This is a genomic window from Paraburkholderia sp. 35.1, assembly GCF_050436525.1.
Classification (GTDB): domain Bacteria; phylum Pseudomonadota; class Gammaproteobacteria; order Burkholderiales; family Burkholderiaceae; genus Paraburkholderia; species Paraburkholderia tuberum.
The window spans coordinates 2,838,582-2,863,314 of record NZ_JBNDMJ010000003.1; the positions used below are offsets into that span (position 1 = coordinate 2,838,582).

Below are 24,733 nucleotides of genomic sequence, written 5' to 3' on the forward strand. Positions count from 1 at the left end.
ACCGTACAGCCACTATCTCATAAAAGACGATTTAACCACTTCGACACTGATTCCGGCAATCGAACTGGCAGCCGCTGAAATAGCCGTGCGCGCAATCGGTCGAAAGTGCGCGAAATTGGCTTTATCAGCGCGTTGGAGCGGTAAATATACCGGGCACATGCATTGCATCATTGACCGTTTGATCGAGTCGTGCGAGGTTTGACGGCTACGTCGCAGCGCCGCCGGCCGGCGCAAACCGGCAACCCGCATCGTGCGCCCGAAGCCCGAACTGTTGCACCGGTCAACGCACCGATTCCGCGGCAACGCACGAACGCCGAATCAGACGAGGAGTGAACGATGACTGACACCACACAACAACTTGCACTCGGCGGACAGAAGATCGTCGAGGATCTTCGGGTGCTGCTGAGGGACTCGGAGGAAATGCTGCGGCTCGCCGCCAACGTGCCGGGCGAAGGCGTCGGCGCCTTGCGCGACCGGCTCGGCACGCACGTGGAAACGCTGCAATCGACGCTCGGCGATGCGCAACGCAACGTGCATCGCCGATATCGCGGGGCGGCGGTCAGCGCCGAGCACTATGTGCGCCATAACCCGTGGCGCTCGCTCGCGCTCGCGGCGGGCACCGGGTTTCTGCTCGGCGTGCTGGTCGCGCGTTAGGCGCGGCGCACGCTTGGCACGGCTGCATTCATCCGCATCACGATCCAAGGAGTTCATGATGACACGACCCACGATTGGTTTTTTTGGCGCATTGATGGCAATCGGCGGCTTCCTGGCGGTTCGCTACGTGCAACACAAGCGCACGGGCCAGGTCTCACCGGCGCGCGAGCTGAGCCGCTGGGAAAACGAGGGCGGCGCGGTGGCGGCGCCGGCGACTTTGTCGACCGAGCTGGCGCCTGCCTCGCACAGCGCCAACGGCTCGGGGCAGGTCAACGGCGAACCCCGCGCATGGCCGTTTCCGCGCGGCTGACGCGGTTGGCTCGAATGCAACGCGGCCTGCGGCCGGCGCCTGGGACGGGATTGTTAAATGAATCTTATAAAGCCGTATAATAGGTAAATAGACAACAATGACGCGGAAGTTGGCGCGAATCTGGCCGTTATTGTTGCAATTTTTCATCAAATGGTCGGCGGAACGGAACGCAATCGAGTCCGCGCCATGCAGCCGACCGGACCCAGCCGCATGCCCATTGGCATGTTCCGCATATTTTCTGACCCACGCTTGCAGGCTTTCGAAACGCGATGCCACATGTACTCATTGTCGATGACGACGCAGGTACCCGTGAGGCACTTTCCGCCGTCATCGGGGAAGACGGGCTGACCACCGCCACCGCGGGCGATCTGCGCGAAGCGCGTATTCAACTGATCCGGCAGATGCCGGACGTCGTTTTCACCGACCTGAAGCTGCCCGACGGCAGCGGGGTCGATCTGTTCGAAGATCTCGATCCGCGCTCCGGCGTCGAAGTGATCGTGATCACTGGCCACGCGACGGTCGAGTCGGCGGTCAGCGCACTGAAAATGGGCGCGGCCGACTACCTCGTGAAGCCGATCAACATGCAGCGCGTGAAGTCGATCCTGTCGCGCCTGCCGCGCGCCGGCGACCTGAAGGCCGAAATCGGCACGCTGCGCGGCGAGTTGCGCCGCATGGGCCGCTTCGGTCTGATGCTCGGCAATTCGCCGGCGATGCAGGAGGTCTACGACCAGATCAGCCGCGTCGCGCCGACGGCGGCCTCGGTGATGCTGGTCGGCGAATCGGGCACCGGCAAGGAAGTTGCCGCGCAGACGCTGCACGAGCTGAGCCTGCGCCGCAAGCACGCGTTCCTCGCGGTCAACTGCGGCGCGATTTCGCCGAATCTGATCGAATCGGAAATGTTCGGCCACGAGCGCGGTTCCTTCACCGGCGCGGACCGGCAGCACAAGGGCTATTTCGAGCGCGCGAACGGCGGCACGCTGTTCCTCGACGAAATCACCGAGATGCCGATCGAGCTGCAGGTAAAGCTGCTGCGCGTGCTCGAGACCGGCATGTTCATGCGCGTCGGCACGACCAAGGAAATCGAAACCGACGTGCGTCTGATCGCGGCCACCAATCGCGATCCCGAACAGGCGGTGCTCGAAGGCAAGCTGCGGCTCGATCTGTACCACCGGCTGAACGTGTTTCCGATCAGCCTGCCGCCGCTGCGCGATCGCGGCAAGGACGTCGAGCTGCTCGCGCAATCGTTCCTCGATGAGCTCAACGAGCGTCACGGCACGAAGAAGCATTTCCCTGTCGCGGTGAAGGACATGCTGCTGTCGTATCCGTGGCCGGGCAATGTGCGCGAACTGAAGAACTACGTGCAGCGCGCGCACATCATGTCGAGCGGGGATTCGGATAGCACGGCGACGGTGCCGTTGCAAATCACGCTGTCGAAGCCCGCGGCCGGCACCGCGATCACGATCCCGTTCGGCACCTCGCTCGCGGAAGCCGACCGTCAGCTGATTCTTGCGACGCTCGAGCAATGCGGCGGCGTCAAGACGCGCGCCGCGGAAATTCTCGGCATCAGCCTGAAGACGCTGTACAACCGCCTCGTCGAGTACGGCAACGATGCGCGCGACGACGGCGATCCCACCGACGAATCACGCGCACTCGGCGGCGCGGACGCCTGATCCGCGCCTCGTTCGCACGTCATCCGCGTCCCCAGTATCCGCCCGCCCGGGCTTCCGGGCGGGCACCCGAACGGCACAAGCCTTGCTGCGCTCCGGTGGAACGCAAAACGAGGTCACCGACATGCCGCACCTGCCGCCGCACCTGTCGCATTACGCTGCCGTTTCCGCGCCGTCCAGGCCGTTGCACGCTCATCGGCCCGAACCGGTCGAGCCGCCCACTGCACCTCCCATCGCGCCGCCGGACCCGGCCGAACCCGACACGATCCCCGGCCCGACACCCGATCCGATCGAACCCGTCGAACCGGTCACGCCGCCGATCGGCGATCCGCCGCCGCAGCCAACGCAAACGCCTCAGGCCGCCGACCGTCCGTCGCGACCCGCGGCAATGTTGATACGACCGTCGATTGTCGGCGCCCTGTCGCGCACTCGATGGAACCACATCCCGCACTGCAAGGCGTCATGCCCTGGGTCGGTGCAGAGCATTGCTGTACTTGTTACAAAGCCGGCGCATGTTTTACCGGCAATTTACGGTTTCGCCCCCTAGACTGTAGGGATGCCGCGACAAGCGGCAGGCTTCCCCCGGAGGCACGATCATGAGACATCCCGCATTGCGACGTTCCGCGCGGCACCCCAAGCGCGGGCCACGGCCGGCCGAGGTCGAGACTGGGCCGGTGGTGTCGCCGGACCCGGCCGCGCAGAATCGGATCGCCCCGCATACGCCGCCGGACGGCGAGCACAACCAGGGCGGGGTGCGTCAGGAAGGCCTCGAATACCAGCGCGATCTGGGCTCGGAGCAGGATGCCTGAGGCAGCGTAGCACCCGGGCGGGGGCATCCCGGCGACCCGGGATACCGGTAAGAAAGACCTCTGGATTCGTCGGATCTAACAGAAAAATCTTCTTCGCAATCCGTGATGATTGCGGGGATTCGCTCGTTTGTCACATTTTCATACAACTTTATTTCCGATATCTCATATATCGGCACGATGATTGCATGCACCGTTTTGGCGCAATTCCGCATACAACGAAACAATGGAGCACTAATGAGCAGATTGATCGTGGTATCGAATCGTGTCGCACCGATTCAGGAAGCGCGTCCGGCAGCGGGCGGGCTCGCGATCGGCGTGCTGGACGCACTGAAGGAGACCGGCGGCGTCTGGTTCGGCTGGAGCGGCGAAACGGTCAGCGAGCCATCCGCGCCCGTGATCGAGAAGCAGGGCAACGTCACCTACGCGACTGTGGGCCTCACCAAGCGCGATTACGACGAGTACTACCGCGGTTTTTCGAACACCACGTTGTGGCCGACCTTCCACTATCGCAACGACTTGTCCCGCTACGACCGCGAGGACTACGCGGGCTACCAGCGCGTCAACGCGACGCTCGCCAAGCAGCTCAAGGAACTGCTCAAGCCCAGCGACATCATCTGGGTGCACGACTACCATCTGCTGCCGTTCGCGCGCTGCCTGCGCGAGCTCGGCGTGAAGAACCCGATCGGCTTCTTCCTGCACATTCCGTTTCCGGTGCCCGAAGTGTTGCGCACGATTCCGCCGCATGAAGAACTCGTCAAGGCGATGTGCAGCTACGACGTGATCGGCTTTCAGACCGAGGCGGATCGCCAGTCGTTCGTCGACTATATCGAGCGCGGTCACCATGGCACGTCGAGCGAAGACGGCATGGTGCACGCGTACAACCGCTTCCTGAAGGTCGGCGCGTACCCGATCGGCATCTATCCCGACGCGATCGCGAAGACCGCCGAGCAGTTCACCGACCGCAAGGCGGTGCGCAGCCTGCGCGACGGCATGCGCGGGCGCAAGCTGATCATGAGCGTCGACCGGCTCGATTATTCGAAGGGGCTGGTCGAGCGCTTCCAGGCATTCGAGCGGCTGTTGCAGAACGCGCCCGGCTGGCACGGCCGCGTGTCGCTCGTGCAGATCGCGCCGCCGACCCGCGCCGACGTGCAGACCTATCAGCGCATCCGGCAAACGCTCGAAGGCGAGGCGGGCCGCATCAACGGCCGGTTCGCGCAGCTCGACTGGACGCCGATCCAGTATCTGAACCGCAAGTACGAGCGCAATCTGCTGATGGCGCTCTTCCGCCAGTCGCAGGTCGGCTATGTGACGCCGCTGCGCGACGGCATGAACCTGGTGGCCAAGGAGTACGTCGCGTCGCAGGATCCGGCCGATCCGGGCGTGCTCGTGCTGTCGCAATTCGCGGGCGCGGCCGAGCAGCTGCCGGGCGCGCTGGTCGTCAATCCGTTCGATCTGTCGCAGATGGCCGAAGCGCTCGAGCGCGCATTAGCGATGCCGCTCGCCGAACGTCAGGCGCGTCATGCGGACATGATGGAGCCGATGCGCGAGAGCAACCTGTCGGTGTGGCGCGATACGTTGCTCGATGATCTGCGCCACGTCGCGACCGCGTCTTCGGTGACGGCCAAAGCGGTAAAGCTCGCTGACGTGACGGCATCGCCCTGAGCCGACAGGCGCGGCCCGCGCGGGCGGGCGGCGCGTGTGTGCCGCTCACGTCGTGCATGGAGTGACAGGGGAAGATCAAAGCAAAAAGGCGTGCATCGCCTCGTGCGATGCGCGCCTTTTATCGTGCATGTCTTGCGCGCGTAACGGCCACAGCCCTCAGGCCGGCTGCGCCACCTTCTGCACGACCCGCATCGTGCTGACGACCGCCGCGACCGCCGAGAACCCCGCGGCCACATACAGCGCGATGATCGTCCCGCTCTGCGGCGCGACGCCGAAGATCAGCGCGACCAGCGCCGCGCCGAGCGTTTGCCCGGTCAGGCGCGCGGTGCCGAGCATGCCGCTCGCGCCGCCGCTGCGTTCGCGCGGCGCGGACGACAGCATCGTGCGATTGTTCGGCGACTGGAAGATGCCGAAGCCCGCGCCGCACAGCGCCATGCGCCACGAAATCTGCAGCGCGTCCGGGTGAGGCCCGAGCGTCGCGAGCAGCAGCAGGCCGACGGTCATCGCGGCGAGCCCGACGCCGCCGAGCCAGCCGGCCGATATCCTGTCCGACAGCACGCCGGCAATGGGCGCCGCGATGATGATGATCGCGGGCCACGGCGTCATCAAAAGACCCGTTTCGACCTGCGACATGCCGAACGTTTCCTGCAGCAGGAACGGCAGCGACACGAACGCGAGCATCTGCGCGCAGAACGAGCAGACCGACGTGCCGATCGACAGCGCGAACACCGGAATACGCAGCAGGTCGATCGGCAGCAGCGGGGCGGGCCGCGTCAGCTGGCGACGCACGAAGAAGTAGCCGATGACCAGCGCTCCGAGCGCCTCGAGCGTCACGTAGCCGAAACGCTCGCCGTGGCCGAGGCCATCGACCGCGAAAATCAGCAGGCCGAACACGAACGCGTTCATCACCGCGCTCAGATAGTCATACGGGGATTCGTGGCCGGGGTTCATCGGCAGCGCCTTGAAGCCGCCGACGATCGCCGCGATCCCGATCGGCACGTTGATCGCGAACAGCCACGGCCAGCTCGCGATCGCGAGCACGCCCGAGGCGACCGTCGGCCCGACCGCCGACGACACCGCCACCACCATCGCGTTGATCGAGACGCCGCGCCCGAGCTGGTTGGGCGGATAGATCATGCGCACGATCGCGGTGTTCACGCTCATGATGCCGGCCGCGCCGAAGCCCTGGATCACTCGCGCGAACGCGAGCGTCGCCAGCGAGTTCGACAGCGCGCAACCGAACGACGCGACCGTGAACAGGATCAGGCCCGACAGATAAATGCGCCGGTAGCCGATGCGGTCGCCGAGCGACGCGAGCGGCAGCAGCGAGATCGTGATCGCGAGCTGATACGCGTTGACGACCCAGATCGACGCGGCGGCACTCGCATTGAGGTTGCGCGCGATCGTCGGCAGCGCGACGTTGGCGATCGCGCTGTCGAGCACCGCGAGCGTCAGCGAGAGCGCGATGACGAGCATCGCCCAGTAGCGTTGTGGAACCGGTAGGCCCAGTTCCTTGCCTTCGAAGCGGGAAGTGGAGGGCGTCGAGCCGTCCGTGCGCGGGGAGGGTGCGTGCATCGATTGTTTGATTTGTCGGAGATGTTGGCGCGCCTGTGCGCGGCTCACGCGCTGGCCGCTGCGGGCGTATCGGTCGGCGCGGCGCCGGCGTTACCGGGCGCCGGCGCCGCGCGTGCGTTATTTGAGTTCGTAAAGGCCCGTGTGGGTCGTCGAATCGATTTCGTTCAGGTGCGTCATGAAGCGCGCGACCGCGTTGGTGGTTTCCGCGCTGACCGGCAGATGCGGCACTTTCAGCGCATGCAGCCGGAAGATATAGCGATGCGTGCGATCGCCGCGCGGCGGCGCGGCGCCGCCGAAGCCGACCGTCCCATAGTCGTTGCGCACCTGCATCGCGCCCTGCGGCAGCAGCGAGCCGTCGGCCTTGCCGGCGTTGCGCGGCAGCGAGCGCGCGTCGGCCGGAATGTTCACCACGACCCAATGCCAGAAGCCGCTGCCGGTCGGCGCGTCGGGATCGTGAACGGTGAGCGCGAAGCTTTGCGTGTCCGCGGGCGGCGCTTCCCATTGCAGCGACGGCGAGATGTTTTCGCCGTCGCCGCCGAACGCCTTGTCGTTGTACTCGTGGGCTCTCGGCATGAAGCCGTTGGTGGGAAAATCGTCGGACCAGAGACGGAAGTCAGCCATGATGTGCCTCCCTTGTTGATTGGTTCTGGGATCGTCGGAGTTCGCGATGTCGCGGCGGGCGAGGCGCATCTCGCGGCATGCCGAAGCGCGTGAGGACGTGCCGCGAAAGCGCCTGGAAGCACCCGGAAAACGCCGCCGAAGCGTGCCTCGAAGGCATCTCGAAAGCGCGCCGGGTGAGCCTTTCGAGTGTAGCACCAGCGGCCGCGAGACTCGCGCGAGCCGGGCAGGTCGCGCGCGGTTTTCAGCCGCGTTCCTCGAACTCCGGCGCGTCGCTTCCGATCCACGCGACGAGCCGCTCGATCACGCCCGCGATATCGCGATTCGCGCCCCGCAATGCGCATTCCCACACGACCGCGACGCGCCAGCCGCTCGCGAGCAGCGCGGCGCGCACCTTGTCGTCGTTGCTGCGATTGCGGCCGATCTTGTCGCGCCAGAAGTCGGGCCGCGTCTGCGGCCATTTGAACAGATGACAGTCGTGGCCATGCCAGAAGCAGCCATGCACGAGCACCACCGCGCGATAGCGCGGCAGCACGATGTCGGGGCGGCCGGGCAGATCGCGCGCGTCGAGCCGGAAGCGCAGGCCCCGCCGATGCAGCAGGCTGCGGATCAGGATCTCCGGCTTGGTGTTGCGGCCGCGAATGCCGGACATCATCCGGCTGCGCGTCGCGCTATCGACGATATCGACCATCGTCAGCGGGCCAACGGGTCGCGCGGCCGCTCACGCGTAGAGCGGCAGGGAGTGTTTCGACGCATCGCGGGTCGGGTGGGCAAGCAGGGTTTGCACATGCGGCAGCATGATACGCGCCACTTCGCGCATCACCGGCATCACGACGCTATTGCCGAACTGCCGGTAGGCCTGCGTATCGCTGACCGGAATCCTGAAGGTGTCGGGAAAGCCCATCAGTCGCGCGCATTCGCGCGGCGTCAGGCGACGCGGGCGCAGCGCCTCGCCCTGATAGACGAGAATTTCGGAGCCGTCCTTGTGATAGCGCGCCGACAGCGTGCGCGTCACGCTGTCCGGATAGGCCATGCCGAAACCGAAGCCGTTGCCCGCCGCACGATGCTTGGCCGCGTAGTTTTGCAGATACGCCCACAGCTTCGGGGTGAGCGTGTACTTCGGCTGCACGCGGCGCGCGGTGTGGTCGAAGAAGCGGTCATGGTCCCACGGCAGCACCGGTTCCGTGCCGTCCGTGCGATGCAGGATCGCGCCGAGCCGCGGACCCTGTTCGGGCAGGCGCAGGTCGTCCCATGTGAACCCGGTCTTGCCGCGAAAGCCCACCACGATGATGCGCTCGCGATGCTGAGGCGTGAAATGCTGGCCATCGATCACGCGGTAGTGCACCTCGTAGCCGAGTTCGTCGCGCAGCGTTTGCAGGATCACATCGAAGGTGCGGCCCTTGTCGTGCGACAGCAGGTTCTTTACGTTTTCGAGCAGGAACGCGGCGGGGCGCTTCGCGGCGATGATGCGCGCGACGTCGAAAAACAGCGTGCCCTGGGTCGTGCATTCGAAGCCGTGCGGCCGGCCAAGCGCGTTTTTCTTGCTGACGCCGGCGATCGAAAACGGCTGGCACGGAAAGCCGCCGAGCAGCACGTCGTGGCTCGGCACGTCCTCGGCGGGAAACGTGACGATGTCGCCGATCAGCGCGTGCGCGCCGCCGCTCGCGGAGTTGTCGCCGTGGTTCTCGCGATAAGTCCGCGTCGAGAACTCGTTCCACTCGCTGGTGAACACGCATTCGCCGCCGTGCGCCTCGAAGCCCATGCGAATGCCGCCGATACCCGCGAACAGATCGATGAAGCGGAAGCGCGCCGCGTCGCCCGCGTGTTGCGCCTCACGCGCGCCTTGCCGCAGCAGATCGCGCAACGCGGGTTCCAGCATCGCGGGACAAGCCGTTTCACCTTTTTCCCAGCGACGCACCGTCTTGATGTCCTTGCCGACATGGGCTGCGATTTCGCGTTGGGTGAAACGGGCGCGCGCCTGCTTGAGCAGGTCGAACGGGGCGGCGAGGGTCACGTGGCGTCCTTGCTGGGAATTTTTGCGGACATTATGACCTAAGGTCGTCCCTTTTCCCTATTGTCGGCGCCGATTGATCAGGAATTTTTCGCGATACGTCACGCCGCTGCGTTTGTCTGCGGCGAAACATGCCTGTGACGAATGCGGATAGACGCTTGTCCCGTGACGCTGGTTTCCGGCGTTGCGACGTGTGTTGGCGGCCGCGACCTCGTGCCCGGCCGCTTTTTTTGGTGCGCCAGGCATGGCGCGTAGCGCCGTGACTGGCGCTGTCCGACCCGCTGTAGTGAAGGGCCGAACCTGACGAGAGTGGATAGTCACGCGTGCTCTCTGAGCGTTTGGGCACAAGTCTCGGCACAGCCGGGAGCCTGCGATCAAACTTGACGGCCGGAAGCCTGAGAGAGGTTGGGGTGTCCATTGAACGACAGGCGACACGACGAACGAAACGAAGCTCGCTGGAGCAATCCAGTCGTCAGGAAACGCCGGATACGTGATCCGTACGTCCGGTGTTGTGGGAGGACGGCGGGGGCAACCCCGCCTCCTACCCGATCGGCGCGCAAGACGAGCCGCGTGCCGGCTTGGCGCCACGCATGCGGGTGCAGCGGGTGGGGCGGATGCGGATGCGGTCAGGCCGACTTCACCTTCTTCACCGGGTCAGCGGGCTCGAATCGCGAGGTCGGTGCGGGCGCGAAGCGTTCCCATTCGGGCAGCGGCGTCGAGGCCAGCCGATCGAGTTGCAGCAGCAGGCTATCGACTTTGTCCAATTGGGCGGTAGAAAGCTGGCCGCTGTCGACCAGCGCGGTCAGTCGTTTGCGCCAATAGGCGGCTGGCAGGATCGGACCGCCGAAATCGCCGCGCAGCGATACGTGCATCACCCGCGCGATGTGCGCTATGTCGTGATCGATCAACGCAGCTTGCGATGATCCCGAAATCGTAGTCTCCGTGCGGTCCATGACTCCTCCCTGAGCGCATTTACGGCGGTGCGCGGCGAGACTTTAGGCCTTTTGATAAAAAATTTGCCCGATCGCGCGTCGGCGTTCGCCGGTGCCGCGGCCCGGCGCGCGCAGCAGCTCCCGGGAACAGCCGTTGCTGCTTACCACACACCGGCGCAATACCGCGCCGGCATTTCCGTCGACTACGCATATGGGAGCCGAGCATGAACAAGGATCAAGTGAAGGGCGTTGGCGAGCAGGTCAAGGGCAAGGTCAACGAGGCCGTCGGCAAGGCCACGAAGGACCCTGCGAAGGAACTCAAGGGCGACCTGCAGCAGGGCGCCGGCAAGGTGCAGAAGGCCTATGGCGATGCGAAGGAAGACGCCAGGGACGATGCAAAGCGCGGTCGTCACTGAACCCGTTCGATGCAGGTTGCCGTAACGGCGGAGGCGTCGCGATCGTCGCGGCGCCTTTGCTTTTTGTACGGCGCAGGTCGGACACGACGCGTCCGATTTCACCAGCTGGGTCACGGCTGACGTTGGCGCGGCGGCCGGCCTGGGAGTAACCCGTGATCGCGATGATCGGCATTCCGCACGCGCTGCGAGCCCTTTAGACTTGGCGCAATCCCATCAGGAGGTCGCGCCAATGACACCCGAAAAGATACTTTCGATGTTTGAACGGCAGTATTTGGAAGGCAACGCGCCGCCCGATCTCGAAGCGACCTGCGCGAACTTCGCGACGTGGCTCGCGGCCGCGTGGGAACTGCTCGACGGCACCGAAAAGACGCTGCTGCTGACGGTCGGTGCGGCGCTGTGGCGCGAGGGCTTCAACGTGCGCGCGGGTACGGCGACGAAGGACTTGTGGTGAACCGCCGATCGCGAACGGCGCTGTTGCCGCAGCGTTTGTAGGGTCTTCACGCGGCCTCGCACGCGTTGTGGCGAGTCGGTTTATATTGGGCGGTCTTGCAATTTCTGTCCCATAGGGCGACCCGAACCCATGACCGATTTATCCGCTTTCGCGATCACAAAGAAATGGCCGGCCGAGCATCCGGACCGGATTCAGCTCTATTCGCTGCCGACGCCCAATGGCGTAAAAATCTCGATCATGCTCGAGGAAACCGGCTTGCCGTACGAGCCACATCTGGTGCGCTTCGATACCGACGATCAGATGACGCCGGCGTTTCTGTCGTTGAACCCGAACAACAAGATTCCGGCGATCCTCGATCCGAACGGTCCCGACGGCAAACCGCTGCCGCTGTTCGAATCGGGCGCGATCCTGATCTATCTCGCCGACAAAAGCGGCCGGCTGATCCCGCGGGACGCCGCCGGGCGCTACGAGACGCTCCAGTGGGTGATGTTCCAGATGGGCGGCATCGGTCCGATGTTCGGCCAGGTCGGCTTCTTCCACAAATTCGCCGGCCGGGAGTACGAGGACAAGCGTCCGCGCGATCGCTACATCGCCGAATCGAAGCGGCTGCTCGGCGTGCTGGAGCAGCGCCTGGAAGGACGCACATGGGTGATGGGCGATCAGTATTCGATCGCCGATATCGCGATCTTCCCGTGGGTGCGCAATCTGGTCGGCTTCTATGAGGCGGGAGAACTGGTCGGCATTCAGGACTTCCCGAACGTGCGGCGCGTGCTGGCCGCGTTCGTCGAGCGTCCGGCGGTGGTGCGCGGCCTGAATATTCCGCAACGGCCGGCTTGATGGCCTGAGCGTTTCGCGAGCTTGACCGCTCGGCCGCCCGGGCGCGAATCGAACGCGCCCGGCCACTCGGCATCGCGACGCTCTGCGCTGCCATGCCCCCCTTACGCACTTTGCCGGATCGAAGGGCATGACAGGTATCAGGAAGTATCGATCAATTCAGGCGTTGCGCGCGCTCGCCGCGCTGGGCGTCGTCGCGTTTCATACCGACGGCATCGTCGCCGCGCATGGCTGGCTCGTCCATGTTTTTCCGCGCGTGTCGCGCTATGGCGAAATCGGCGTCGACGTCTTCTTCGTGATCTCCGGCTTCGTGATGGTGCTGGTGACTCAGGGTTTGCCCCCGGGAATCCAGTCGGCGCGCTCGTTCATTTGCGCCCGCATCGCGCGGGTCGTGCCGCTCTACTGGATTCTCACCGCGTTGTTTATCGCGCTCGTCGCGTTCGTGCCGGGCGTTTCCGAAGCGTTCGGTCATGCGCGCGTGAGCGCCTGGCATGCGCTGTCGTCGTTTCTGTTTCTACCGTCGATGAGCTGGACCGGCATGGCCGCGCCCGTGCTGGGCGTCGGCTGGACGTTGAACTACGAGATGTGGTTTTACGGCGTGTTTGCCGCGGCGATGTGCGTGACGAGACGTCGTCTGCTGGCGGTAGGGGCGTTCCTGCTCCTGACGTCCGCGTTGCATCTGCTGCCCGGCGAGGGCGTCGCGTTCGCCTTTTACACGAATCCGCTGGTGCTGGAGTTCGTGTTCGGGTGTTGCTTCGGAGCCTGGTATGCGACGGGGCGGACGGTGCCGGTGGCCGCGGCGGCGGGATTGCTGGTGGCGGTCGCCGCAGCGGGCGTGTTTGCGCCGAGGTTGACCGATGCGAACCGGTTTCTCGTATTTGGCCTGCCGGCGTTGGCGGTCGTGGTGGCGGGATTGTCGGTCGAGAGCAAGGTGCGGTGGAACAGGTGGCTCGAGCGCATCGGCGATGCGTCGTATTCGCTGTATCTGACGCATCTGCTCGCGATGCCGGTCGTGGTCGGCTTCATGCAGATGATCGATGTGCGACATCGGTTGCCGGGAGATCTGGTTGGCGGGGCGCTTGTGGTCGCGTCGACGGCGGTGGCGCTCGGGTCGTATCGGTGGGTCGAGCGACCGGCAAGTCGGGCCGTGGCCAGCCGGATCGCCGGGTTGTCGTGGGCAAGCGCGGTAGCCGGAGCGAAGCGGTAAGCGTGCTTCGACGGTTTTTCGTGTCCTTGAAATTAATACCGCTGAGCGCGTATAACCTTTGAGGTGAGTAAAGTTCTTACCGGCTTATCGGGCGAGAATCGCGCGACAGCGCTGTGACGCGACCGGACGAAAAGGTGAAGCAATGAGCGCCGTTACATTGTTCGCGTGGTCCGTTCCGGCGTATTTCCCGGATTCCGTGGTCGACCATACATGGGTGACGACCTACGACAGCCGCGTGAAGATTTACCCAGCGCTGGCGGACGTCCTGATCGCGGGCGAGCACTATTGGTACAGCTGGGGCAGCTTCCACGCCCGAGGTGGGACGCCGGTCAGTGCGGATGGTTTTTTGGCTTCCGGCGCGGCAAATCTGCTTTATGCTAGTTGTCTATGTAAGCCCGATGTGGACTCAAACATCGATCCGGCCGCTCGTGGAACGATATTCAGCTATGGTCGCGATGGTGTATGCCATCAGCTGTCAAACCAGATTCTTTGGGCGACCGGCAGCGGTGGAGCGGCTCCAGCTACCGTCCGCATGTCCAGGGGCTACTGGTTGAGCATCGCGATCTTCGGACCATACGGCAAGCAGCATGCTGCATGGGCGAGCAAGAAGATTCAGTGCTCGACACCAAGCGGGAGTGACGCGATGAAGCCAGGACATCAGGAATCCGATGTCGACGATTTTCAGGAGCATCTTCAGGCGACTTTGAAGGGTCCCGACGCGGATGCGAAAATCAAGTCGTTGATGAATCATCGACGCGTATTTATGGTGCGGGTCGAGCGTTTGCAACCTGCCCCGCAGGGCGGCGATGTTCCGTCCGCCTCGGAGCTGAACCAGGCCTATTCGTCTTTTCTCCACGACGCTGCTGACATTCTGGGTCCCGAGGACTTCGAGCGAGTTTTTGGTGAACGCCCAAAGGATCAGATGAACGTCGTCGACCCTTCGATATATGAGCAAAGTGTCCGTCGGCCGATGCAAAAATAATGGAGCCGCTGGACTGGCGCCGTCTCAAACGCGTTTCGCGATCACCGTCGTCGAACTCGCAATGTCGAGATTCTTTTTTGCGCTTAGCTGCTTCACAAACGATCGATCCAGCAACGTCGGCGGTCCTTGCAGAATTTCTTCGACCGTGAGCGCCTTGAATTCCTTCAGCGCATTCTCGTCGAGACCATCGGCCCATTCGCTCATGATCCAGTAAATCGACCAGATGGCCGATGTCGATTCCGGTACGTACACACGTTCGACATTGATCGCAGATCCGAACAGGTTGAGAATCCCCTCGGCTGTCATGTTGTAGTAGTGATGCGGGTAGCCGTGAGTAGGTTGAGTGAGCGGAACCACCACGACCAGATCGCCTCCTGGCTTCAACACGCGAAGAATCTCTTTAGCGGCAGTGAATGGGTCCTTCACATGTTCGAGGACATTCAACGACAGAAGGCCATCGAACGATGCATCTTTGAATGGCAGAACTTCGCCGACACCGCGCACATCGGTGGATGGATAGTTGGTGATGTCGAAATTGATCACGTTTTCGTAGATCGCGGGACGGCTGCCGGCCCCACAATCCAGAATGATCCCCGACGGATGGCGCTCGATCATACCCAGTGCATCCTGATCGTACAGATTGCTTCCGGCCAGTTCCGAGTCGTAAATGTCGAACTGGGAGCGCAGATCGGGCGACAAAAAATCGAAAAATTTTCCGTCGTCACTAAATGGCATATCAGTGCGAAGGACAGACGCTATTCTTTTTCTTCGTTCCTGCCTGGATTGGGCCGCCACCAGTGCATCTTGCCTGCGATGACTTTCGGCGCTTCCGAAAACTTCGAAATGCGATCTTCCCGATCGTAATGCGCCGAGCCTGACAGCCTCAGCGACGTCCGGATTTGCGGCGAGATAGGCCTGCTCACAAAAATTCAACGTGGTAACGCATTCAAGCGCTTGATCCATGTCGGTCCTCGGAAACGTTTCGAAGTCGGCTCGCCGATTATAGCGATCTGAGATTTACGGGAGCGGCCTGATTTTCCGGGGTTGTCGAACGGGTGGTTCGCCTGGAAGGCGGATCGGCAACAAAAAGCACCGGTGGCGGTTGGTCGCCCTGACAGCTCTCACATTGTCGACGTAATGCGTTACTGAGTAAGGTTGTTCATGTCGATCGCCATTGCAGATACCCCCAAAAGTACCCCCAATTATTTTTGCTGCCCCGTTTATCCACAAGCAAGCGGCCATGGATCAACGTTGCGTTGACAACCATCGGACACTTGCCATGGTGGCCTGCTCATTCCAGATCGAACAGCGCGCGGTCAGCGGGCCGGGATAGCGCCCCGCCCATCATCTGCCGGAACTCGGCCTCATCCCACTCACCGCGATCGATACGCCGTAGAACCGCCGCACCGACGGGCATTACCTTGCGGTCGCGATCAGCTTTGGCCTGCTTGTGCGCCCGGCGGCTAGACCTTGGGCGACTTCGGCGGCTCGATCAGCGCCGCCAGCCTCTTTATCTCCAACGCCATCGCAAGGAAGCGCGCCGCCCACCCCGGAACCGGCGTGGTGCCCTTGATCCAGCGGCTCGGGGTGTTCTTGTCGACATCGGCCATACGGCAGAAATCGGATTGCTTCCAGTCAAGCCGCGTCAGTGCGGCCTGGAACTCTTCAGGGGTCATCGTGTTCTCGCGTACGCGTGAGAGTGGTGTGCGGCGAGAATAGCGCGTCTACCGTAAAGCGGAAAGAAATCGCGATAACGTCCGCAATTTTACATAACGTCCGTTATCACATTGTCGACCTGTGGATAGATTTTGTCCGCTTTACGGGAATTGCACGTCAATAAAGGGTCTGCGTGATGTCCCTGTTTTGCTTATTTTTTGGGCAATGACGTGCACGGGAGTTATCCACAGGGCGCAACGAGACGGGCCGCATCCCTGATGCACGAAGGGCTGGCCTTCAGCGTGTCGAGGTTCGCATCTGCCGCGGCGATGCGCTTTCCGAGCAGAAGGCGCACCCGTCGGCAATCGTCATAAATTGTCGTGTGCAGTTTTCCGCCCCTGTTCCGTGCTACGTATACCCGCCTCAGATCGACGCGGAGGAAACATGTCGTTTCCCGAATGGGGGTGTTCGTACAATCGCGCTGCACGTGCCGGCTCGTGACGTGCAGGAGGTGGATCGCGGCTGGAAATGTCATAGACCGGCGGTACGGTCGCTGCCCGCGAGCATCCGCGCTCCGGGCGCGAAAAACCGCAATGTTCTTGGGGGCACCTTTTTCTGTTTCATCGAAAGCCATGGAGATTTTGGGCGGTCGCCCATGTACGTACTGCCTGTCGCACGGTAATCATCTGACTGCTGTCAACCCCGGCAGCGCCTTCAGATAGACCATCGACACACCTATGTCCCTGTCCGTACTTGAAATGCACTCCGTAGAGCTGTTCTGCCAGCGGCCACCGGGTGGCTGTTATGTCATCTGCGACGAACGGCACTATAAAGCGTGCCTCGGCAAGGCCGCAGACCTTGAGAGGGCCAGGGCGGAGACGCGGGAATTTCTTGCTATCGCCGCACTGAATCGCAGGAAGTGGGAGGAGGACCGGAAGCTGGTCAGGAATCTCATTGGCCGCAGCTGGCTGTTTTTTCATAGGGTCCGGGACCGCGATCCTGACGCCGATGGCTGGTGGGTCATCGTTGCGCTTCTCGAAGAGGTTCGCCGGGGCAAACTGCTTGCCGTTAAAGGTCCGCGTCACGGCCTGTTTCCGTCACCGTACAGCAGCACGCCGTTAATGAATCCCGTAGCGAGAACCGGCAGTCACCCGAACGGCGAACCCTTTCTGTCTGTGCAGTACGATCCGGCCACCTGGCAAACCCAACTGAACGCTGCCCGCGCAGCCAGAGCTAGCGATAGAGGCGCATCAACGCTGCTCGGCGACGCGCAGCCGTTTGAGTATGTGCCTGATGCGTTGAGCGGCGATGTCGTTGAACTCGCCGCGAGCACGAACAACCCAAACTACGCAGCGAAGATGCTGGGGTATGACCGCAAGACGTTTGGGGCTATCTTGCACAGGTTCAAGCCAGGCAATGGCTTGGGGCCAGCCGATAACGTCATCTGGCATGACAACGGCGACGTGTACTTTAATGGTAACCACATCGGAAATTTTCATGACTGGGCAAACTGAGGCCGCTCCAATGGCAGATCACCAACTTGCGCACGCGACCTTTTACATATCCGGCGACTCATTGGAGCCAGCCTTTTGGACGGCGTATTTCGACATCAAGCCGGATACAGCGATTACCAAGGGACAGCCGTTCACCACACCGTCTGGGCGACCGAGCAGCGCGCCGGGCCGCGTTGGCCTTTGGGGCGTGCGCAGTGAGGGCGCAGTTCGTAGCGATTCACTTGAGCCGCATTTGCGTTACCTGATTGGGCGCCTGAATCTGCCGAGAGCGGAACTTGGCCAACTGCTCGCAGACAAGGGACTTCGGATGCGCTTCTTCTGTTACTGGTACAACGAGAGCGGCGACCGCGTGCCCGATGTGCCCGACGATATCCGCACCCTGATGGAAGCGATGGGCGGCACGGTCGAGATTGACGAGTACCGATAGCGCGGCGTGAGCCGGCCCAAACGCAGAAGCCGACCCTCGCGAGTCGGCTTTTTTGTGCCCGTCTTTCCCGGCTGCCAGTTCGACGCCGCTCCCCCAAACGGGGGAACGGGAAATCTGGCGGCGCGTCTGCGTGATCGCGTGGCGCCCTTCGAGCGACGGTTGATGCCGCCCGCCGCCCCTTTTAATAGACGGAAAAAACCCTGCCGCGCTCGCGCGTGATGGACTGAAGAAATTCGGCGCGCATTAACTAGCCGGTACAAACGGGCGTTGTTTCGTTTGGACTTGTTTTTCGCACCGTCCGAACTTTCGCAGTAACGGCTAACCCCGCGCGGCCTTGCGCGACAGGGCTTTGCGGGCTTTTCCCGCTTGCACCTATTCGTGCCTTCGTGCGGCGTTATGCGGACAATGCCGGGTTGTCCGCCGTTTGTACATCGACACTTCGCGACCGGTGCGCGCGGCGGAGTCCGGCTTTTTTTCCGTGAGCGCCGCCGGTTTGCGTAGCTGGGAATGCGTCCGGGGAGCCCGTCCTGTTGACACTCCCGGCGTTTCTTTCCCGTTCCACGCTCTTTAATAGGGGAAAAAAACTCCCCGTCTGCGTGGTAACCGAGCAAGTGGTAACCGGCGCCAGCCCCGTCAGATGGGCGGTTTCCGTGGCAACCTGCGTGGCAACCTCACGCGTGGCAACCAGCCGCTCTGCTTGGCTGGCGGGGCTTCGCGGGGCGCTTCCGGTGGCAACCGGTCCCCGCTTGGTTCGCAGTCGGCAAGGCCGTTTTCCGTGCGAACCTGAGCGCGAACCAACGGCCGCGAACCAGCCGCAAAGCCGTGACGGGCGGCGCGCTCGCCGTGGTTCGCACTGACCGATGGCTACCAGCGTGCGAACCGCCCAAACCGTGGTAACCAGAGTGGTAACCGCCAGCGTGGTAACTGCGTTTTCCGTGGATACCTGAGTGGCTACCGCGCGGCGCGGCATGGTTTCAATACCGCTCAAACATGGACGCCGCATGACACGCGGATATTAACTTTTATGAACCGCTCATGGGCTCCGCTTCCGTTTGGGTGCGTGGCCGTTGCGTGCGGCCCGTGCCTTGCCCTCGGGCGTGGTCGGCCCGGTGGAGAGCCCACCGTGCAGTTTGCACCGCCCGCTCCCGTACAGGTCGACGCGCTTGCAGGGTGTTCCGGCCCGGGTCTTCGCGCCGCACCGAAGCCCGAGCAGATCATCAGGGAAGGGTGGGCAAACGGGGAGTGCCGGCATGGGCGGCCGCCCGGCCCGTCGAGGCCCGGAGATCACAAGGTGGTCAAGCCATCGCGCGTGGGCGGCACGTTCGAGCTCGTCGCGCAGTGCCCGCACGCGATCGCACTCGGCGTAGTGCGCTTTCAGGCGTCGCCGCTTCTCTGCGTCAGTCGTCATGGTGGCCCCTCTGTGCAAACGCGCGCGCGTGGTGGACTGAAGAAATTCGGGATGCCGACGCAATCGCTGCGCGCCGCCGGGCTTTCACAGATCGTCGTCCATGTCACGATGCGCGCCGTCGACCGGGCCGGGTTCTTCTGGCTGCACGGCCTTGCGCTTGCGCCGCACGTGATAGGCGGTCAGCACCGCGTGCGCCACCATGTCGAGCGCCGGGCGGGCTTCGCCGTGCTTGTCCGTCCAGACCTTCGGCGAAAGCGTGCCGGCCAGCGCCACAGCGTCGCCGTCCTCGAGCGCGAGCAGCGCGGCGGCGGCCGTATCCGAAAACGTGATGACGTTCACGAACAGCGTTTCTCCGTCGCCGCCGGCGGCGCGCACCTTCGCCGTGACGAACGTCTTGCCACTCTGTCCCGTGCGTGTTTGCGCGGTGCCGTACAGCTTCCCCGCGATCAGTCCGTCGATCATGCAACTCCCCCTTGGTTATTGAGTGGCCGCCGCGGCTCGCCGTCCGCCATCGGGACGCGGATGCGACCGGACCCCGCTTTCGGTTCGCACATCATTGTGCGCCCCCCTCGATATCCGAGCGATAGGGCGGCAACCCGAGCGAAGAGGCCATCACGTTCATCTGACGATGCATGACATTCAGCGCCACCATGACACCGCGCAGGATCGTCTGCGTCTCGTCGTTCAGGCTGTCGCCGCGGTCGCAGAGGTGCTGCGCAATAGTCGCCTGCATGGTGACCAGATCCATGCCGCAGTTCTCGCTCAACAGGAGCGTCGCGGTTGCTTCAGCCAGTACGTACTCGTTCTGAATCGTCATTGCATTTCCTTCGCGGTGAAAAACAGGTCATTGATCACGACGGCCTCCCGTACTGGTTTCCGATGCTGTGCCGCCGTGCCGCATCGGTTCGCGGATGCGCTCCGTCATCGGCGCACCTTCCCTGGCTGGCGGGTCGCGGCCGTGCTTCGCGCCTCCGAATAACCGCGCTTCGACAGATCCTCGTTCGCGCGCCAAGCGCGGCGGCGCAACAGCGCGCGCGCCTCGCACTCGGCGGAGAACTCGGCTACGCGCTCGCGGAAGTAATGCAGATTCGGCAACAGGTCATGCAACGGCCCGCGCATCGCACGCGCCAGCACTTCATCGCGATATGACGCGGGCCAGTCCTCGGCATCGGCCATGTCTTCGATCAGTTCGGCCAGCTCGGCGCGCATCCCGAACATGTCATCGGGTGACAGGTGCGGTCCCCATGGCAGATATACGCCGCCGTCCGGGTCGATCAGCGCGCGCTGCCCATCGCCCGGAGGAACGACATGACTTCCTCTTTCTCTGCGGCAATTTCGGGCTTGAGTTCGGCCAGCGCCTCGGGCGGCCCCTTCATCTTCACCCGGTCACCCTCTACCCGCAGACGGACACCCAACTCGCGCGCCCTGCACAGGATTTCAGCAACGCTCATATGTCCTCCTCCGGTTCGTCACAGGTCACAGAATTTCCGTTTTCCCCGGCTTTCCCCTTTTCTCCCGAAACAACGAAACAACCCTTATCTGACAACGGTTCCAGCGTTTCGGGTCTGTTTCCCGTTTCGCATTCATCGGAAACACGAAACACAGGGGAAACGCTGGAAGCCACGCCAGTCTTGGGTTGTTTCGTTGTTTCGCTTGAAAGGGGGGAAGCCGGAGAAGAAGGCAAATATCGGCTGAATGCGTCATCGAACTGACTACGCAAATAGCCCTTTTTCGACTCATAGCCGATGCGAATCTGGGCGCTCCTGATGCCGTATTCGCCAAGCCGGGTTGCGAGTTGCTTGAGAGCTATCGGCTTTCCACGGTTCCATGTCGCCCAGGGTTTTTCTTCATCTTCGCAAAGACGCTCCAGCAGGTCGGCGGAAAAGATGCGCTGCGCCTTGTGCGTGTCGAAAACGTCCTGAATATCCGACAGCAGCTCGCCCCCCCGGCTCTGCGACTGGCTCCCGTTCCCGCACAGCTTGATAGCTGCCGTGCGCGTCCACGCGGGCCAAGTGCCGCCAACCAGATCGGCCACCGCAAGCAGCGGTTCCCAGTTGCCCTGGTCGCGGTCGCCCAACTCGGCGGGCAGCTCGGGGCGCGCGGCGCGGATCGCGTCGGCGTGGTCCTCGGCCCAGCGCGCGATCTTCGCCCGGAGCCGATCGAACAGGCCCGGCTCGGCGTGGCGAAGGCGCTCGACGCTTTCGTGAGGCAGCTTGCGGCGCAGCGCGGCCACCACCGACCGGCTCGTGATCGTCTCGGCCAGCCGGTCCGCGTTGATCCCTGCCAGCGCCTTGAAGCCGAACACGTTGAAGCGCTTCGGCTCGAAGTCGTCGCCCACCGCCACGCTGCGCCACACGAAAGCCGAATCGCGCGTATGTCCGGCGTTCAGCAGCCCGCGCAGGTCTTCGGCTTCCTTCGTCAGGACCGTCTCGATCTCATCGACCAGCAGCGTCGGCTGATACTTCTCGATCATGCGGAATAGTACTGACGGCGAGATACCCGCCGCCTGGGCCGGGCGCGGCACCATGCGGCCCACCACCGTCAGCAGTTGCGTCTTGCCGCACGCCTTTTCCGGGGCGTTGACAAGCAGGATCGGACAGGTGCCGACGTGATCGACCAGCCACGCGGCGACGCACCACAGCGCGGCGGCCGTCACGGTTTCCGGGTCGCACACGATGAAGCGGCGGATGGTCCGCGCGATTCCGGCCAGCAGTTCAGTACCGTCCACCGGCTCATGCCACGGTTCCACGTCCTGGAACGGTGACGGCTCGCCGGTGCCGGTTTCCCCGCGCGCCTCCCTGACCATCGCGTCGAGCGTGGTCGGCCGGACCTTCAGCCGGGCCGCCTCCGACTTGCGTGCCCGGTCGTATTCCATCGGCCTGAGCGCGGCCAGGCGCGCGATTACGTGGTCGTCGGTTTCTGGCGGCGCGGCGTCGCCTTCGGCGTCGGCCGTCGGCGCGTCGTCGGGTACGGTCCCCCCGGCCGTTGCCGGTACCGCTGGCGGTGCGCCCACTCGCGGCAAAGCCAGCACGTCATCGGCATCCGGCGCGCGGCCGTGCGCGACCTTGAACTGTTCCATCCAGTCGATTACGTCGCCCTTCGACGGTAAGCCCATCGCAGCCACGTCCAGCCGCTCGACAGCGCACCCTACCGATCCGAGCTTCGCCATTACCTCGTCGGCGTATCGCGTCCCCGAATCGTCGTGATCGGGCCACAGCAGCGCGCTACGGCCCGCCAGCGGCGACCAGTCCGCGCCGCCCGCGCTCGTCGCGCTCCCGCTCGTGATGCCGACAAGGCGGCCCGCGCCGATCCTCGTCAGCGCGTCCGCCTTCTGTTCGCCCTCGGGAATCACCAGCATGGCATCCGGCGCGGCCAACGCCTCGCACAGGCCATACAGCAGCTTCCCGCCCTCCTGTTTCGGCTCGCCGTGCGTCCAGCGCCTCCCGTCGTGCCAGAAAGGGCGGATGAACTTCTCGCGGCCCCCGCCATCAAGCGGCTTGTGGAGCCGCACGCGGGCGTAAAGGATCGCACCGTCGGCGGCGCGGTACAGGTGCAACGCGGCCGGTTGAAACCCTTCCGCCGTCTTGAAGGCGAACAGGCGGCGCGCGGCATCCTTCCACGCCTCCAGCCCGAACGGGTCGTGATTGTCGATTACTGCGTTCATTGAGACTCCCAGCAGCCCAGCTCGCGCGCCGCCTGTACGAAGGTCAGCCCGCGCGCACGGCGGTACAGTTCGAGCACGTCGCCACCGCTCGCGCCGCACGCGAAACAGCGCCAGTTGCCGCGCTCCATGTGAATGGAAAGTGAGGGGTGCGTTTCGCCATGCACGGGGCAGAACGTCTGCCCGTAGCCCGATGCATTGATCTTCGCGGCGGTCAGTCCGAGCATGTCGAGCACCGCGCGCACGTCCGGCAGCCGATCGCGTCGAAATTGGCCGTGCTTCATTGGCGCGCCTCCTGTGAGGAATCCTTAGTACTACGCGCACGCGAAGGTGCGCGGGTGGCTCGCGCCGGCCTCGATGCTCTTTGGTGGCGGCGCCTGCGTTGATCTTCGGCGGTATCGCGCGAGCGAATCAGCGTGGCGCAATCGTCGAAAGCGGTGTCTGCGCTATCGTTCGCGACCAGCAATCCCTCAACCGCAAGCGTTGCGATGTGCTTCGCGTCGATCTGTTTGGCGAGAAAGTGAATTGCGTCGAGCAACCCGGCGACTCGCTGGAATGCAGCTCGCGCCGCGTCGGTCGCCTCAATACCCGCCTCGAGCGCGGCGTCGAGCGTCGTGATGTTGTCAGCCATGTGCGGCCTCGGCGGCGTTCTTCACAATCTCGCCCAAGTGGTCGGATTCGGCCTCCACGCTCGCCATTGCGTGTTCGGTCAGATAGCTGCCGATGTCCGCAAGCCCCTTTGCGACGGCGCAATTCTCAAGCGAAACCATCGAGATAGCTGCAAACAGGCTATCGGCGAATTCCATGTAACTGAGCGCCACGGCGCTCACGTCGCGGACGCCAGCATTGAGACGTGCGGTGAGTTCCGGCGTGAGCGGTTGCGTCGCGACCGGCGCGGCCGTCTTCGTCGTGTTAGCCATGTGCCGCCTCCATCCCGCGAACCAGCGTTGCACGAACGTCGCCCAGACTGTCATCGAGCAGGCCGAACAGCGCGACCTGCGCGGTGGTCGACATGCCGGCGAACTGTTCGGCGACTTCTTCGAGGCTCAGAAGACTGGCGAGCGCCTGCAATTGATCAACGCGGATAACGGCGGCGTCCAGCTCGGTCATGCTGCTTTCTTGCTGTGTGCGTGCGAGGTTAGACATGGCTCACCTCCGCGCGCTTGAGTTGCTTTTGCAGGAGGTTGCGGGCGAGCGCGACAAAGCGCGGGGCATCCTCGGCGTCGATCCGCAGTTCGCCGTAGCTCGTCTGAATGGTGAAGCCTCGTTCCATGTCTGGAACCTGCTTTGCCAGTGCGTAGCCGATGCGGTCGATTTCCTCATTCGTGAGGGCTGCGGGCGTAGTCGTGTTCTTACGCATGGTCGTCTCCGCTTACCGTGTAGGAGTACTCAGCGCTTTCGATACGACGAATTACGCCGGGATTATTTGCGGACATTTCCGCCAGCAAGCGCAGCGCGTCGCCGGTAATGTCAAGCGCATCCTGATACGTGTCAGCCAGCGCGGCGGCGCGCAAGGCGTTGGTGATGATGGATTGAATGGGAGATTGCGCCCGGCGATCGCGGGCGCGGTGGGGCTCAGGTGGCGCGGTTATTCGGGTGTTTTCAGGTCGATCGTTGCGCCCACTTCGCGCATCAGCTTCAGCACGTGATCGACCTGCGCAGGAGAGAGCGCTACCAACGCGCAGGCCATAAACAGGTTCGCTGGTGGAATCCCCTGTTGTTTCGCTTCCTCCGCATACTCGCGCCAGCGACGTGCGCTCTTCAGGCCGAGAATGTTGGCCATCTGCGCGCCGGAAAAGCCGAGCTTCTCCTTCCATTGTTTCAGTTGCGCCACGGATGGCGGTTCGTAGAGCATGGCGTGTCAATCCAGTGCGCACGGCGGCGCAAACGTAGGGTTGCATAGTATGGTTCCTTTCGGATAGCGGCCGCGCGGATGCGC

31 protein-coding genes and 1 pseudogene are annotated in these 24,733 nt (G+C 63.5%); 13 read left to right on the forward strand and 19 right to left on the reverse strand.

Annotated features, from left to right (window positions below; all coding sequences use genetic code 11):
* The first annotated feature begins 336 nt into the window (after positions 1-336).
* The 6 genes and pseudogenes from OKW27_RS33195 (at position 337) to otsA (ending at position 5,102) form a co-directional block, all read left to right on the forward strand.
* Positions 337-654, forward strand: coding sequence for a DUF883 family protein (locus tag OKW27_RS33195; RefSeq protein ID WP_184059523.1), 318 nt, complete (start codon positions 337-339; stop codon positions 652-654).
* A 58-nt stretch (positions 655-712) separates the two neighbouring features.
* A complete protein-coding gene (locus tag OKW27_RS33200; protein ID WP_018419790.1) occupies positions 713-964 on the forward strand; it encodes a hypothetical protein in 252 nt (83 codons plus the stop codon).
* A 269-nt stretch (positions 965-1,233) separates the two neighbouring features.
* Positions 1,234-2,634, forward strand: a complete 1,401-nt coding sequence (locus OKW27_RS33205) for a sigma-54-dependent transcriptional regulator (protein WP_184045722.1) — start codon at positions 1,234-1,236, stop codon at positions 2,632-2,634.
* A 121-nt stretch (positions 2,635-2,755) separates the two neighbouring features.
* A pseudogene (locus OKW27_RS33210) lies at positions 2,756-3,013 on the forward strand (hypothetical protein); the annotation flags it as partial.
* A 214-nt stretch (positions 3,014-3,227) separates the two neighbouring features.
* Positions 3,228-3,440 carry a hypothetical protein gene (locus tag OKW27_RS33215; protein ID WP_429335943.1) on the forward strand — a complete coding sequence of 71 codons (213 nt, stop codon included), beginning with the start codon at positions 3,228-3,230 and terminating at the stop codon, positions 3,438-3,440.
* 234 nt (positions 3,441-3,674) lie between these two features.
* Positions 3,675-5,102, forward strand: coding sequence for an alpha,alpha-trehalose-phosphate synthase (UDP-forming) (gene otsA, locus OKW27_RS33220; RefSeq protein ID WP_090803575.1), 1,428 nt, complete (start codon positions 3,675-3,677; stop codon positions 5,100-5,102).
* A gap of 156 nt (positions 5,103-5,258) precedes the next feature.
* On the opposite strand, the gene OKW27_RS33225 is transcribed toward otsA, so the two are convergent.
* From OKW27_RS33225 to OKW27_RS33245, 5 genes are all read right to left on the reverse strand, one after another.
* Positions 5,259-6,677 (reverse strand): MFS transporter, encoded by a 1,419-nt coding sequence (locus tag OKW27_RS33225; RefSeq protein WP_429335944.1) that lies wholly within the window; start codon positions 6,675-6,677, stop codon positions 5,259-5,261.
* A gap of 117 nt (positions 6,678-6,794) precedes the next feature.
* Positions 6,795-7,298 (reverse strand): YbhB/YbcL family Raf kinase inhibitor-like protein, encoded by a 504-nt coding sequence (locus OKW27_RS33230; protein ID WP_018419796.1) that lies wholly within the window; start codon positions 7,296-7,298, stop codon positions 6,795-6,797.
* Between the two features lie 241 nt (positions 7,299-7,539).
* A complete protein-coding gene (locus tag OKW27_RS33235; RefSeq protein WP_090803578.1) occupies positions 7,540-7,986 on the reverse strand; it encodes a very short patch repair endonuclease in 447 nt (148 codons plus the stop codon).
* A gap of 30 nt (positions 7,987-8,016) precedes the next feature.
* Complete coding sequence (gene dcm, locus OKW27_RS33240; RefSeq protein WP_429335945.1) at positions 8,017-9,309, reverse strand: DNA (cytosine-5-)-methyltransferase; 1,293 nt, start codon at positions 9,307-9,309, stop codon at positions 8,017-8,019.
* 623 nt (positions 9,310-9,932) lie between these two features.
* On the reverse strand, positions 9,933-10,259 hold the full coding sequence (locus tag OKW27_RS33245; protein WP_429335946.1) for a hypothetical protein: 327 nt from the start codon (positions 10,257-10,259) through the stop codon (positions 9,933-9,935).
* Between the two features lie 203 nt (positions 10,260-10,462).
* Between OKW27_RS33245 and OKW27_RS33250 the strand changes: the two genes are divergently transcribed.
* From OKW27_RS33250 to OKW27_RS33270, 5 genes are all read left to right on the forward strand, one after another.
* A complete protein-coding gene (locus OKW27_RS33250) occupies positions 10,463-10,654 on the forward strand; it encodes a CsbD family protein (protein ID WP_090803583.1) in 192 nt (63 codons plus the stop codon).
* Positions 10,655-10,883: 229 nt separating this feature from the next.
* The gene (locus OKW27_RS33255) at positions 10,884-11,105 is read left to right on the forward strand and encodes a hypothetical protein (RefSeq protein ID WP_429335947.1); all 222 of its coding nucleotides are present in this window, start codon (positions 10,884-10,886) and stop codon (positions 11,103-11,105) included.
* A gap of 129 nt (positions 11,106-11,234) precedes the next feature.
* A complete protein-coding gene (locus tag OKW27_RS33260) occupies positions 11,235-11,942 on the forward strand; it encodes a glutathione binding-like protein (protein WP_090803587.1) in 708 nt (235 codons plus the stop codon).
* Positions 11,943-12,069: 127 nt separating this feature from the next.
* On the forward strand, positions 12,070-13,146 hold the full coding sequence (locus tag OKW27_RS33265; protein WP_429335948.1) for an acyltransferase family protein: 1,077 nt from the start codon (positions 12,070-12,072) through the stop codon (positions 13,144-13,146).
* A gap of 142 nt (positions 13,147-13,288) precedes the next feature.
* The gene (locus OKW27_RS33270; protein ID WP_429335949.1) at positions 13,289-14,128 is read left to right on the forward strand and encodes a hypothetical protein; all 840 of its coding nucleotides are present in this window, start codon (positions 13,289-13,291) and stop codon (positions 14,126-14,128) included.
* A gap of 24 nt (positions 14,129-14,152) precedes the next feature.
* On the opposite strand, the gene OKW27_RS33275 is transcribed toward OKW27_RS33270, so the two are convergent.
* Both OKW27_RS33275 and OKW27_RS33280 read right to left on the reverse strand, forming a co-directional pair.
* Positions 14,153-15,091: a class I SAM-dependent methyltransferase gene (locus OKW27_RS33275; RefSeq protein ID WP_429335950.1), complete on the reverse strand. Its 939-nt coding sequence runs from the start codon at positions 15,089-15,091 to the stop codon at positions 14,153-14,155.
* A gap of 500 nt (positions 15,092-15,591) precedes the next feature.
* Positions 15,592-15,804, reverse strand: a complete 213-nt coding sequence (locus tag OKW27_RS33280; protein WP_429335951.1) for a hypothetical protein — start codon at positions 15,802-15,804, stop codon at positions 15,592-15,594.
* A gap of 717 nt (positions 15,805-16,521) precedes the next feature.
* On the opposite strand from OKW27_RS33280, the gene OKW27_RS33285 reads away from it, so the two are divergent.
* Positions 16,522-17,298, forward strand: a complete 777-nt coding sequence (locus tag OKW27_RS33285) for a hypothetical protein (protein ID WP_429335952.1) — start codon at positions 16,522-16,524, stop codon at positions 17,296-17,298.
* A 10-nt stretch (positions 17,299-17,308) separates the two neighbouring features.
* Positions 17,309-17,725, forward strand: a complete 417-nt coding sequence (locus tag OKW27_RS33290) for a DUF4279 domain-containing protein (RefSeq protein WP_184045749.1) — start codon at positions 17,309-17,311, stop codon at positions 17,723-17,725.
* 1,033 nt (positions 17,726-18,758) lie between these two features.
* Here OKW27_RS33290 and OKW27_RS33295 read toward each other — a convergent pair.
* The 12 genes from OKW27_RS33295 to OKW27_RS33350 form a co-directional block, all read right to left on the reverse strand.
* Positions 18,759-19,133 carry an HGGxSTG domain-containing protein gene (locus tag OKW27_RS33295; RefSeq protein ID WP_429335953.1) on the reverse strand — a complete coding sequence of 125 codons (375 nt, stop codon included), beginning with the start codon at positions 19,131-19,133 and terminating at the stop codon, positions 18,759-18,761.
* A gap of 84 nt (positions 19,134-19,217) precedes the next feature.
* On the reverse strand, positions 19,218-19,595 hold the full coding sequence (locus OKW27_RS33300; RefSeq protein ID WP_429335954.1) for a single-stranded DNA-binding protein: 378 nt from the start codon (positions 19,593-19,595) through the stop codon (positions 19,218-19,220).
* Positions 19,596-19,686: 91 nt separating this feature from the next.
* Positions 19,687-19,950 (reverse strand): hypothetical protein, encoded by a 264-nt coding sequence (locus OKW27_RS33305; RefSeq protein WP_429335955.1) that lies wholly within the window; start codon positions 19,948-19,950, stop codon positions 19,687-19,689.
* A gap of 104 nt (positions 19,951-20,054) precedes the next feature.
* Positions 20,055-20,351 carry a hypothetical protein gene (locus OKW27_RS33310; RefSeq protein WP_429335956.1) on the reverse strand — a complete coding sequence of 99 codons (297 nt, stop codon included), beginning with the start codon at positions 20,349-20,351 and terminating at the stop codon, positions 20,055-20,057.
* A gap of 56 nt (positions 20,352-20,407) precedes the next feature.
* Positions 20,408-20,584 (reverse strand): hypothetical protein, encoded by a 177-nt coding sequence (locus OKW27_RS33315; protein WP_429335957.1) that lies wholly within the window; start codon positions 20,582-20,584, stop codon positions 20,408-20,410.
* The gene (locus OKW27_RS33320; protein WP_429335958.1) at positions 20,581-22,797 is read right to left on the reverse strand and encodes a DUF3631 domain-containing protein; all 2,217 of its coding nucleotides are present in this window, start codon (positions 22,795-22,797) and stop codon (positions 20,581-20,583) included. Before OKW27_RS33320 ends, OKW27_RS33315 begins: the two co-directional genes overlap by 4 nt.
* Positions 22,794-23,078: a CHC2 zinc finger domain-containing protein gene (locus OKW27_RS33325; protein ID WP_429335959.1), complete on the reverse strand. Its 285-nt coding sequence runs from the start codon at positions 23,076-23,078 to the stop codon at positions 22,794-22,796. The genes OKW27_RS33320 and OKW27_RS33325 overlap by 4 nt, the downstream gene beginning before the upstream one ends.
* A complete protein-coding gene (locus OKW27_RS33330; RefSeq protein ID WP_429335960.1) occupies positions 23,075-23,425 on the reverse strand; it encodes a hypothetical protein in 351 nt (116 codons plus the stop codon). Before OKW27_RS33330 ends, OKW27_RS33325 begins: the two co-directional genes overlap by 4 nt.
* Positions 23,418-23,714 carry a hypothetical protein gene (locus OKW27_RS33335; RefSeq protein WP_429335961.1) on the reverse strand — a complete coding sequence of 99 codons (297 nt, stop codon included), beginning with the start codon at positions 23,712-23,714 and terminating at the stop codon, positions 23,418-23,420. The genes OKW27_RS33330 and OKW27_RS33335 overlap by 8 nt, the downstream gene beginning before the upstream one ends.
* Entirely contained in the window at positions 23,707-23,904 is a 198-nt protein-coding gene (locus OKW27_RS33340) for a hypothetical protein (RefSeq protein ID WP_429335962.1), read from the reverse strand. The genes OKW27_RS33335 and OKW27_RS33340 overlap by 8 nt, the downstream gene beginning before the upstream one ends.
* A gap of 28 nt (positions 23,905-23,932) precedes the next feature.
* Positions 23,933-24,154 (reverse strand): hypothetical protein, encoded by a 222-nt coding sequence (locus tag OKW27_RS33345; protein ID WP_184068895.1) that lies wholly within the window; start codon positions 24,152-24,154, stop codon positions 23,933-23,935.
* Positions 24,155-24,382: 228 nt separating this feature from the next.
* Positions 24,383-24,649, reverse strand: a complete 267-nt coding sequence (locus OKW27_RS33350) for an XRE family transcriptional regulator (protein WP_429335963.1) — start codon at positions 24,647-24,649, stop codon at positions 24,383-24,385.
* Positions 24,650-24,733: the final 84 nt, after the last annotated feature.

What these genes read in the sequence shown, in the direction of transcription:
- OKW27_RS33195 (WP_184059523.1), top strand. Translation starts at nt 337, where the DNA reads ATGACTGACACCACACAACAACTTGCACTCGGCGGACAGAAGATCGTC.
- OKW27_RS33200 (WP_018419790.1), top strand. Translation starts at nt 713, where the DNA reads ATGACACGACCCACGATTGGTTTTTTTGGCGCATTGATGGCAATCGGC.
- OKW27_RS33205 (WP_184045722.1), top strand. Translation starts at nt 1,234, where the DNA reads ATGCCACATGTACTCATTGTCGATGACGACGCAGGTACCCGTGAGGCA.
- OKW27_RS33215 (WP_429335943.1), top strand. Translation starts at nt 3,228, where the DNA reads ATGAGACATCCCGCATTGCGACGTTCCGCGCGGCACCCCAAGCGCGGG.
- otsA (WP_090803575.1), top strand. Translation starts at nt 3,675, where the DNA reads ATGAGCAGATTGATCGTGGTATCGAATCGTGTCGCACCGATTCAGGAA.
- OKW27_RS33225 (WP_429335944.1), bottom strand. Translation starts at nt 6,677, where the DNA reads ATGCACGCACCCTCCCCGCGCACGGACGGCTCGACGCCCTCCACTTCC.
- OKW27_RS33230 (WP_018419796.1), bottom strand. Translation starts at nt 7,298, where the DNA reads ATGGCTGACTTCCGTCTCTGGTCCGACGATTTTCCCACCAACGGCTTC.
- OKW27_RS33235 (WP_090803578.1), bottom strand. Translation starts at nt 7,986, where the DNA reads ATGGTCGATATCGTCGATAGCGCGACGCGCAGCCGGATGATGTCCGGC.
- OKW27_RS33245 (WP_429335946.1), bottom strand. Translation starts at nt 10,259, where the DNA reads ATGGACCGCACGGAGACTACGATTTCGGGATCATCGCAAGCTGCGTTG.
- OKW27_RS33250 (WP_090803583.1), top strand. Translation starts at nt 10,463, where the DNA reads ATGAACAAGGATCAAGTGAAGGGCGTTGGCGAGCAGGTCAAGGGCAAG.
- OKW27_RS33255 (WP_429335947.1), top strand. Translation starts at nt 10,884, where the DNA reads ATGACACCCGAAAAGATACTTTCGATGTTTGAACGGCAGTATTTGGAA.
- OKW27_RS33260 (WP_090803587.1), top strand. Translation starts at nt 11,235, where the DNA reads ATGACCGATTTATCCGCTTTCGCGATCACAAAGAAATGGCCGGCCGAG.
- OKW27_RS33265 (WP_429335948.1), top strand. Translation starts at nt 12,070, where the DNA reads ATGACAGGTATCAGGAAGTATCGATCAATTCAGGCGTTGCGCGCGCTC.
- OKW27_RS33270 (WP_429335949.1), top strand. Translation starts at nt 13,289, where the DNA reads ATGAGCGCCGTTACATTGTTCGCGTGGTCCGTTCCGGCGTATTTCCCG.
- OKW27_RS33275 (WP_429335950.1), bottom strand. Translation starts at nt 15,091, where the DNA reads ATGGATCAAGCGCTTGAATGCGTTACCACGTTGAATTTTTGTGAGCAG.
- OKW27_RS33280 (WP_429335951.1), bottom strand. Translation starts at nt 15,804, where the DNA reads ATGACCCCTGAAGAGTTCCAGGCCGCACTGACGCGGCTTGACTGGAAG.
- OKW27_RS33285 (WP_429335952.1), top strand. Translation starts at nt 16,522, where the DNA reads ATGTCCCTGTCCGTACTTGAAATGCACTCCGTAGAGCTGTTCTGCCAG.
- OKW27_RS33290 (WP_184045749.1), top strand. Translation starts at nt 17,309, where the DNA reads ATGGCAGATCACCAACTTGCGCACGCGACCTTTTACATATCCGGCGAC.
- OKW27_RS33295 (WP_429335953.1), bottom strand. Translation starts at nt 19,133, where the DNA reads ATGACGACTGACGCAGAGAAGCGGCGACGCCTGAAAGCGCACTACGCC.
- OKW27_RS33300 (WP_429335954.1), bottom strand. Translation starts at nt 19,595, where the DNA reads ATGATCGACGGACTGATCGCGGGGAAGCTGTACGGCACCGCGCAAACA.
- OKW27_RS33305 (WP_429335955.1), bottom strand. Translation starts at nt 19,950, where the DNA reads ATGACGATTCAGAACGAGTACGTACTGGCTGAAGCAACCGCGACGCTC.
- OKW27_RS33310 (WP_429335956.1), bottom strand. Translation starts at nt 20,351, where the DNA reads ATGTTCGGGATGCGCGCCGAGCTGGCCGAACTGATCGAAGACATGGCC.
- OKW27_RS33315 (WP_429335957.1), bottom strand. Translation starts at nt 20,584, where the DNA reads ATGAGCGTTGCTGAAATCCTGTGCAGGGCGCGCGAGTTGGGTGTCCGT.
- OKW27_RS33320 (WP_429335958.1), bottom strand. Translation starts at nt 22,797, where the DNA reads ATGAACGCAGTAATCGACAATCACGACCCGTTCGGGCTGGAGGCGTGG.
- OKW27_RS33325 (WP_429335959.1), bottom strand. Translation starts at nt 23,078, where the DNA reads ATGAAGCACGGCCAATTTCGACGCGATCGGCTGCCGGACGTGCGCGCG.
- OKW27_RS33330 (WP_429335960.1), bottom strand. Translation starts at nt 23,425, where the DNA reads ATGGCTGACAACATCACGACGCTCGACGCCGCGCTCGAGGCGGGTATT.
- OKW27_RS33335 (WP_429335961.1), bottom strand. Translation starts at nt 23,714, where the DNA reads ATGGCTAACACGACGAAGACGGCCGCGCCGGTCGCGACGCAACCGCTC.
- OKW27_RS33340 (WP_429335962.1), bottom strand. Translation starts at nt 23,904, where the DNA reads ATGACCGAGCTGGACGCCGCCGTTATCCGCGTTGATCAATTGCAGGCG.
- OKW27_RS33345 (WP_184068895.1), bottom strand. Translation starts at nt 24,154, where the DNA reads ATGCGTAAGAACACGACTACGCCCGCAGCCCTCACGAATGAGGAAATC.
- OKW27_RS33350 (WP_429335963.1), bottom strand. Translation starts at nt 24,649, where the DNA reads ATGCTCTACGAACCGCCATCCGTGGCGCAACTGAAACAATGGAAGGAG.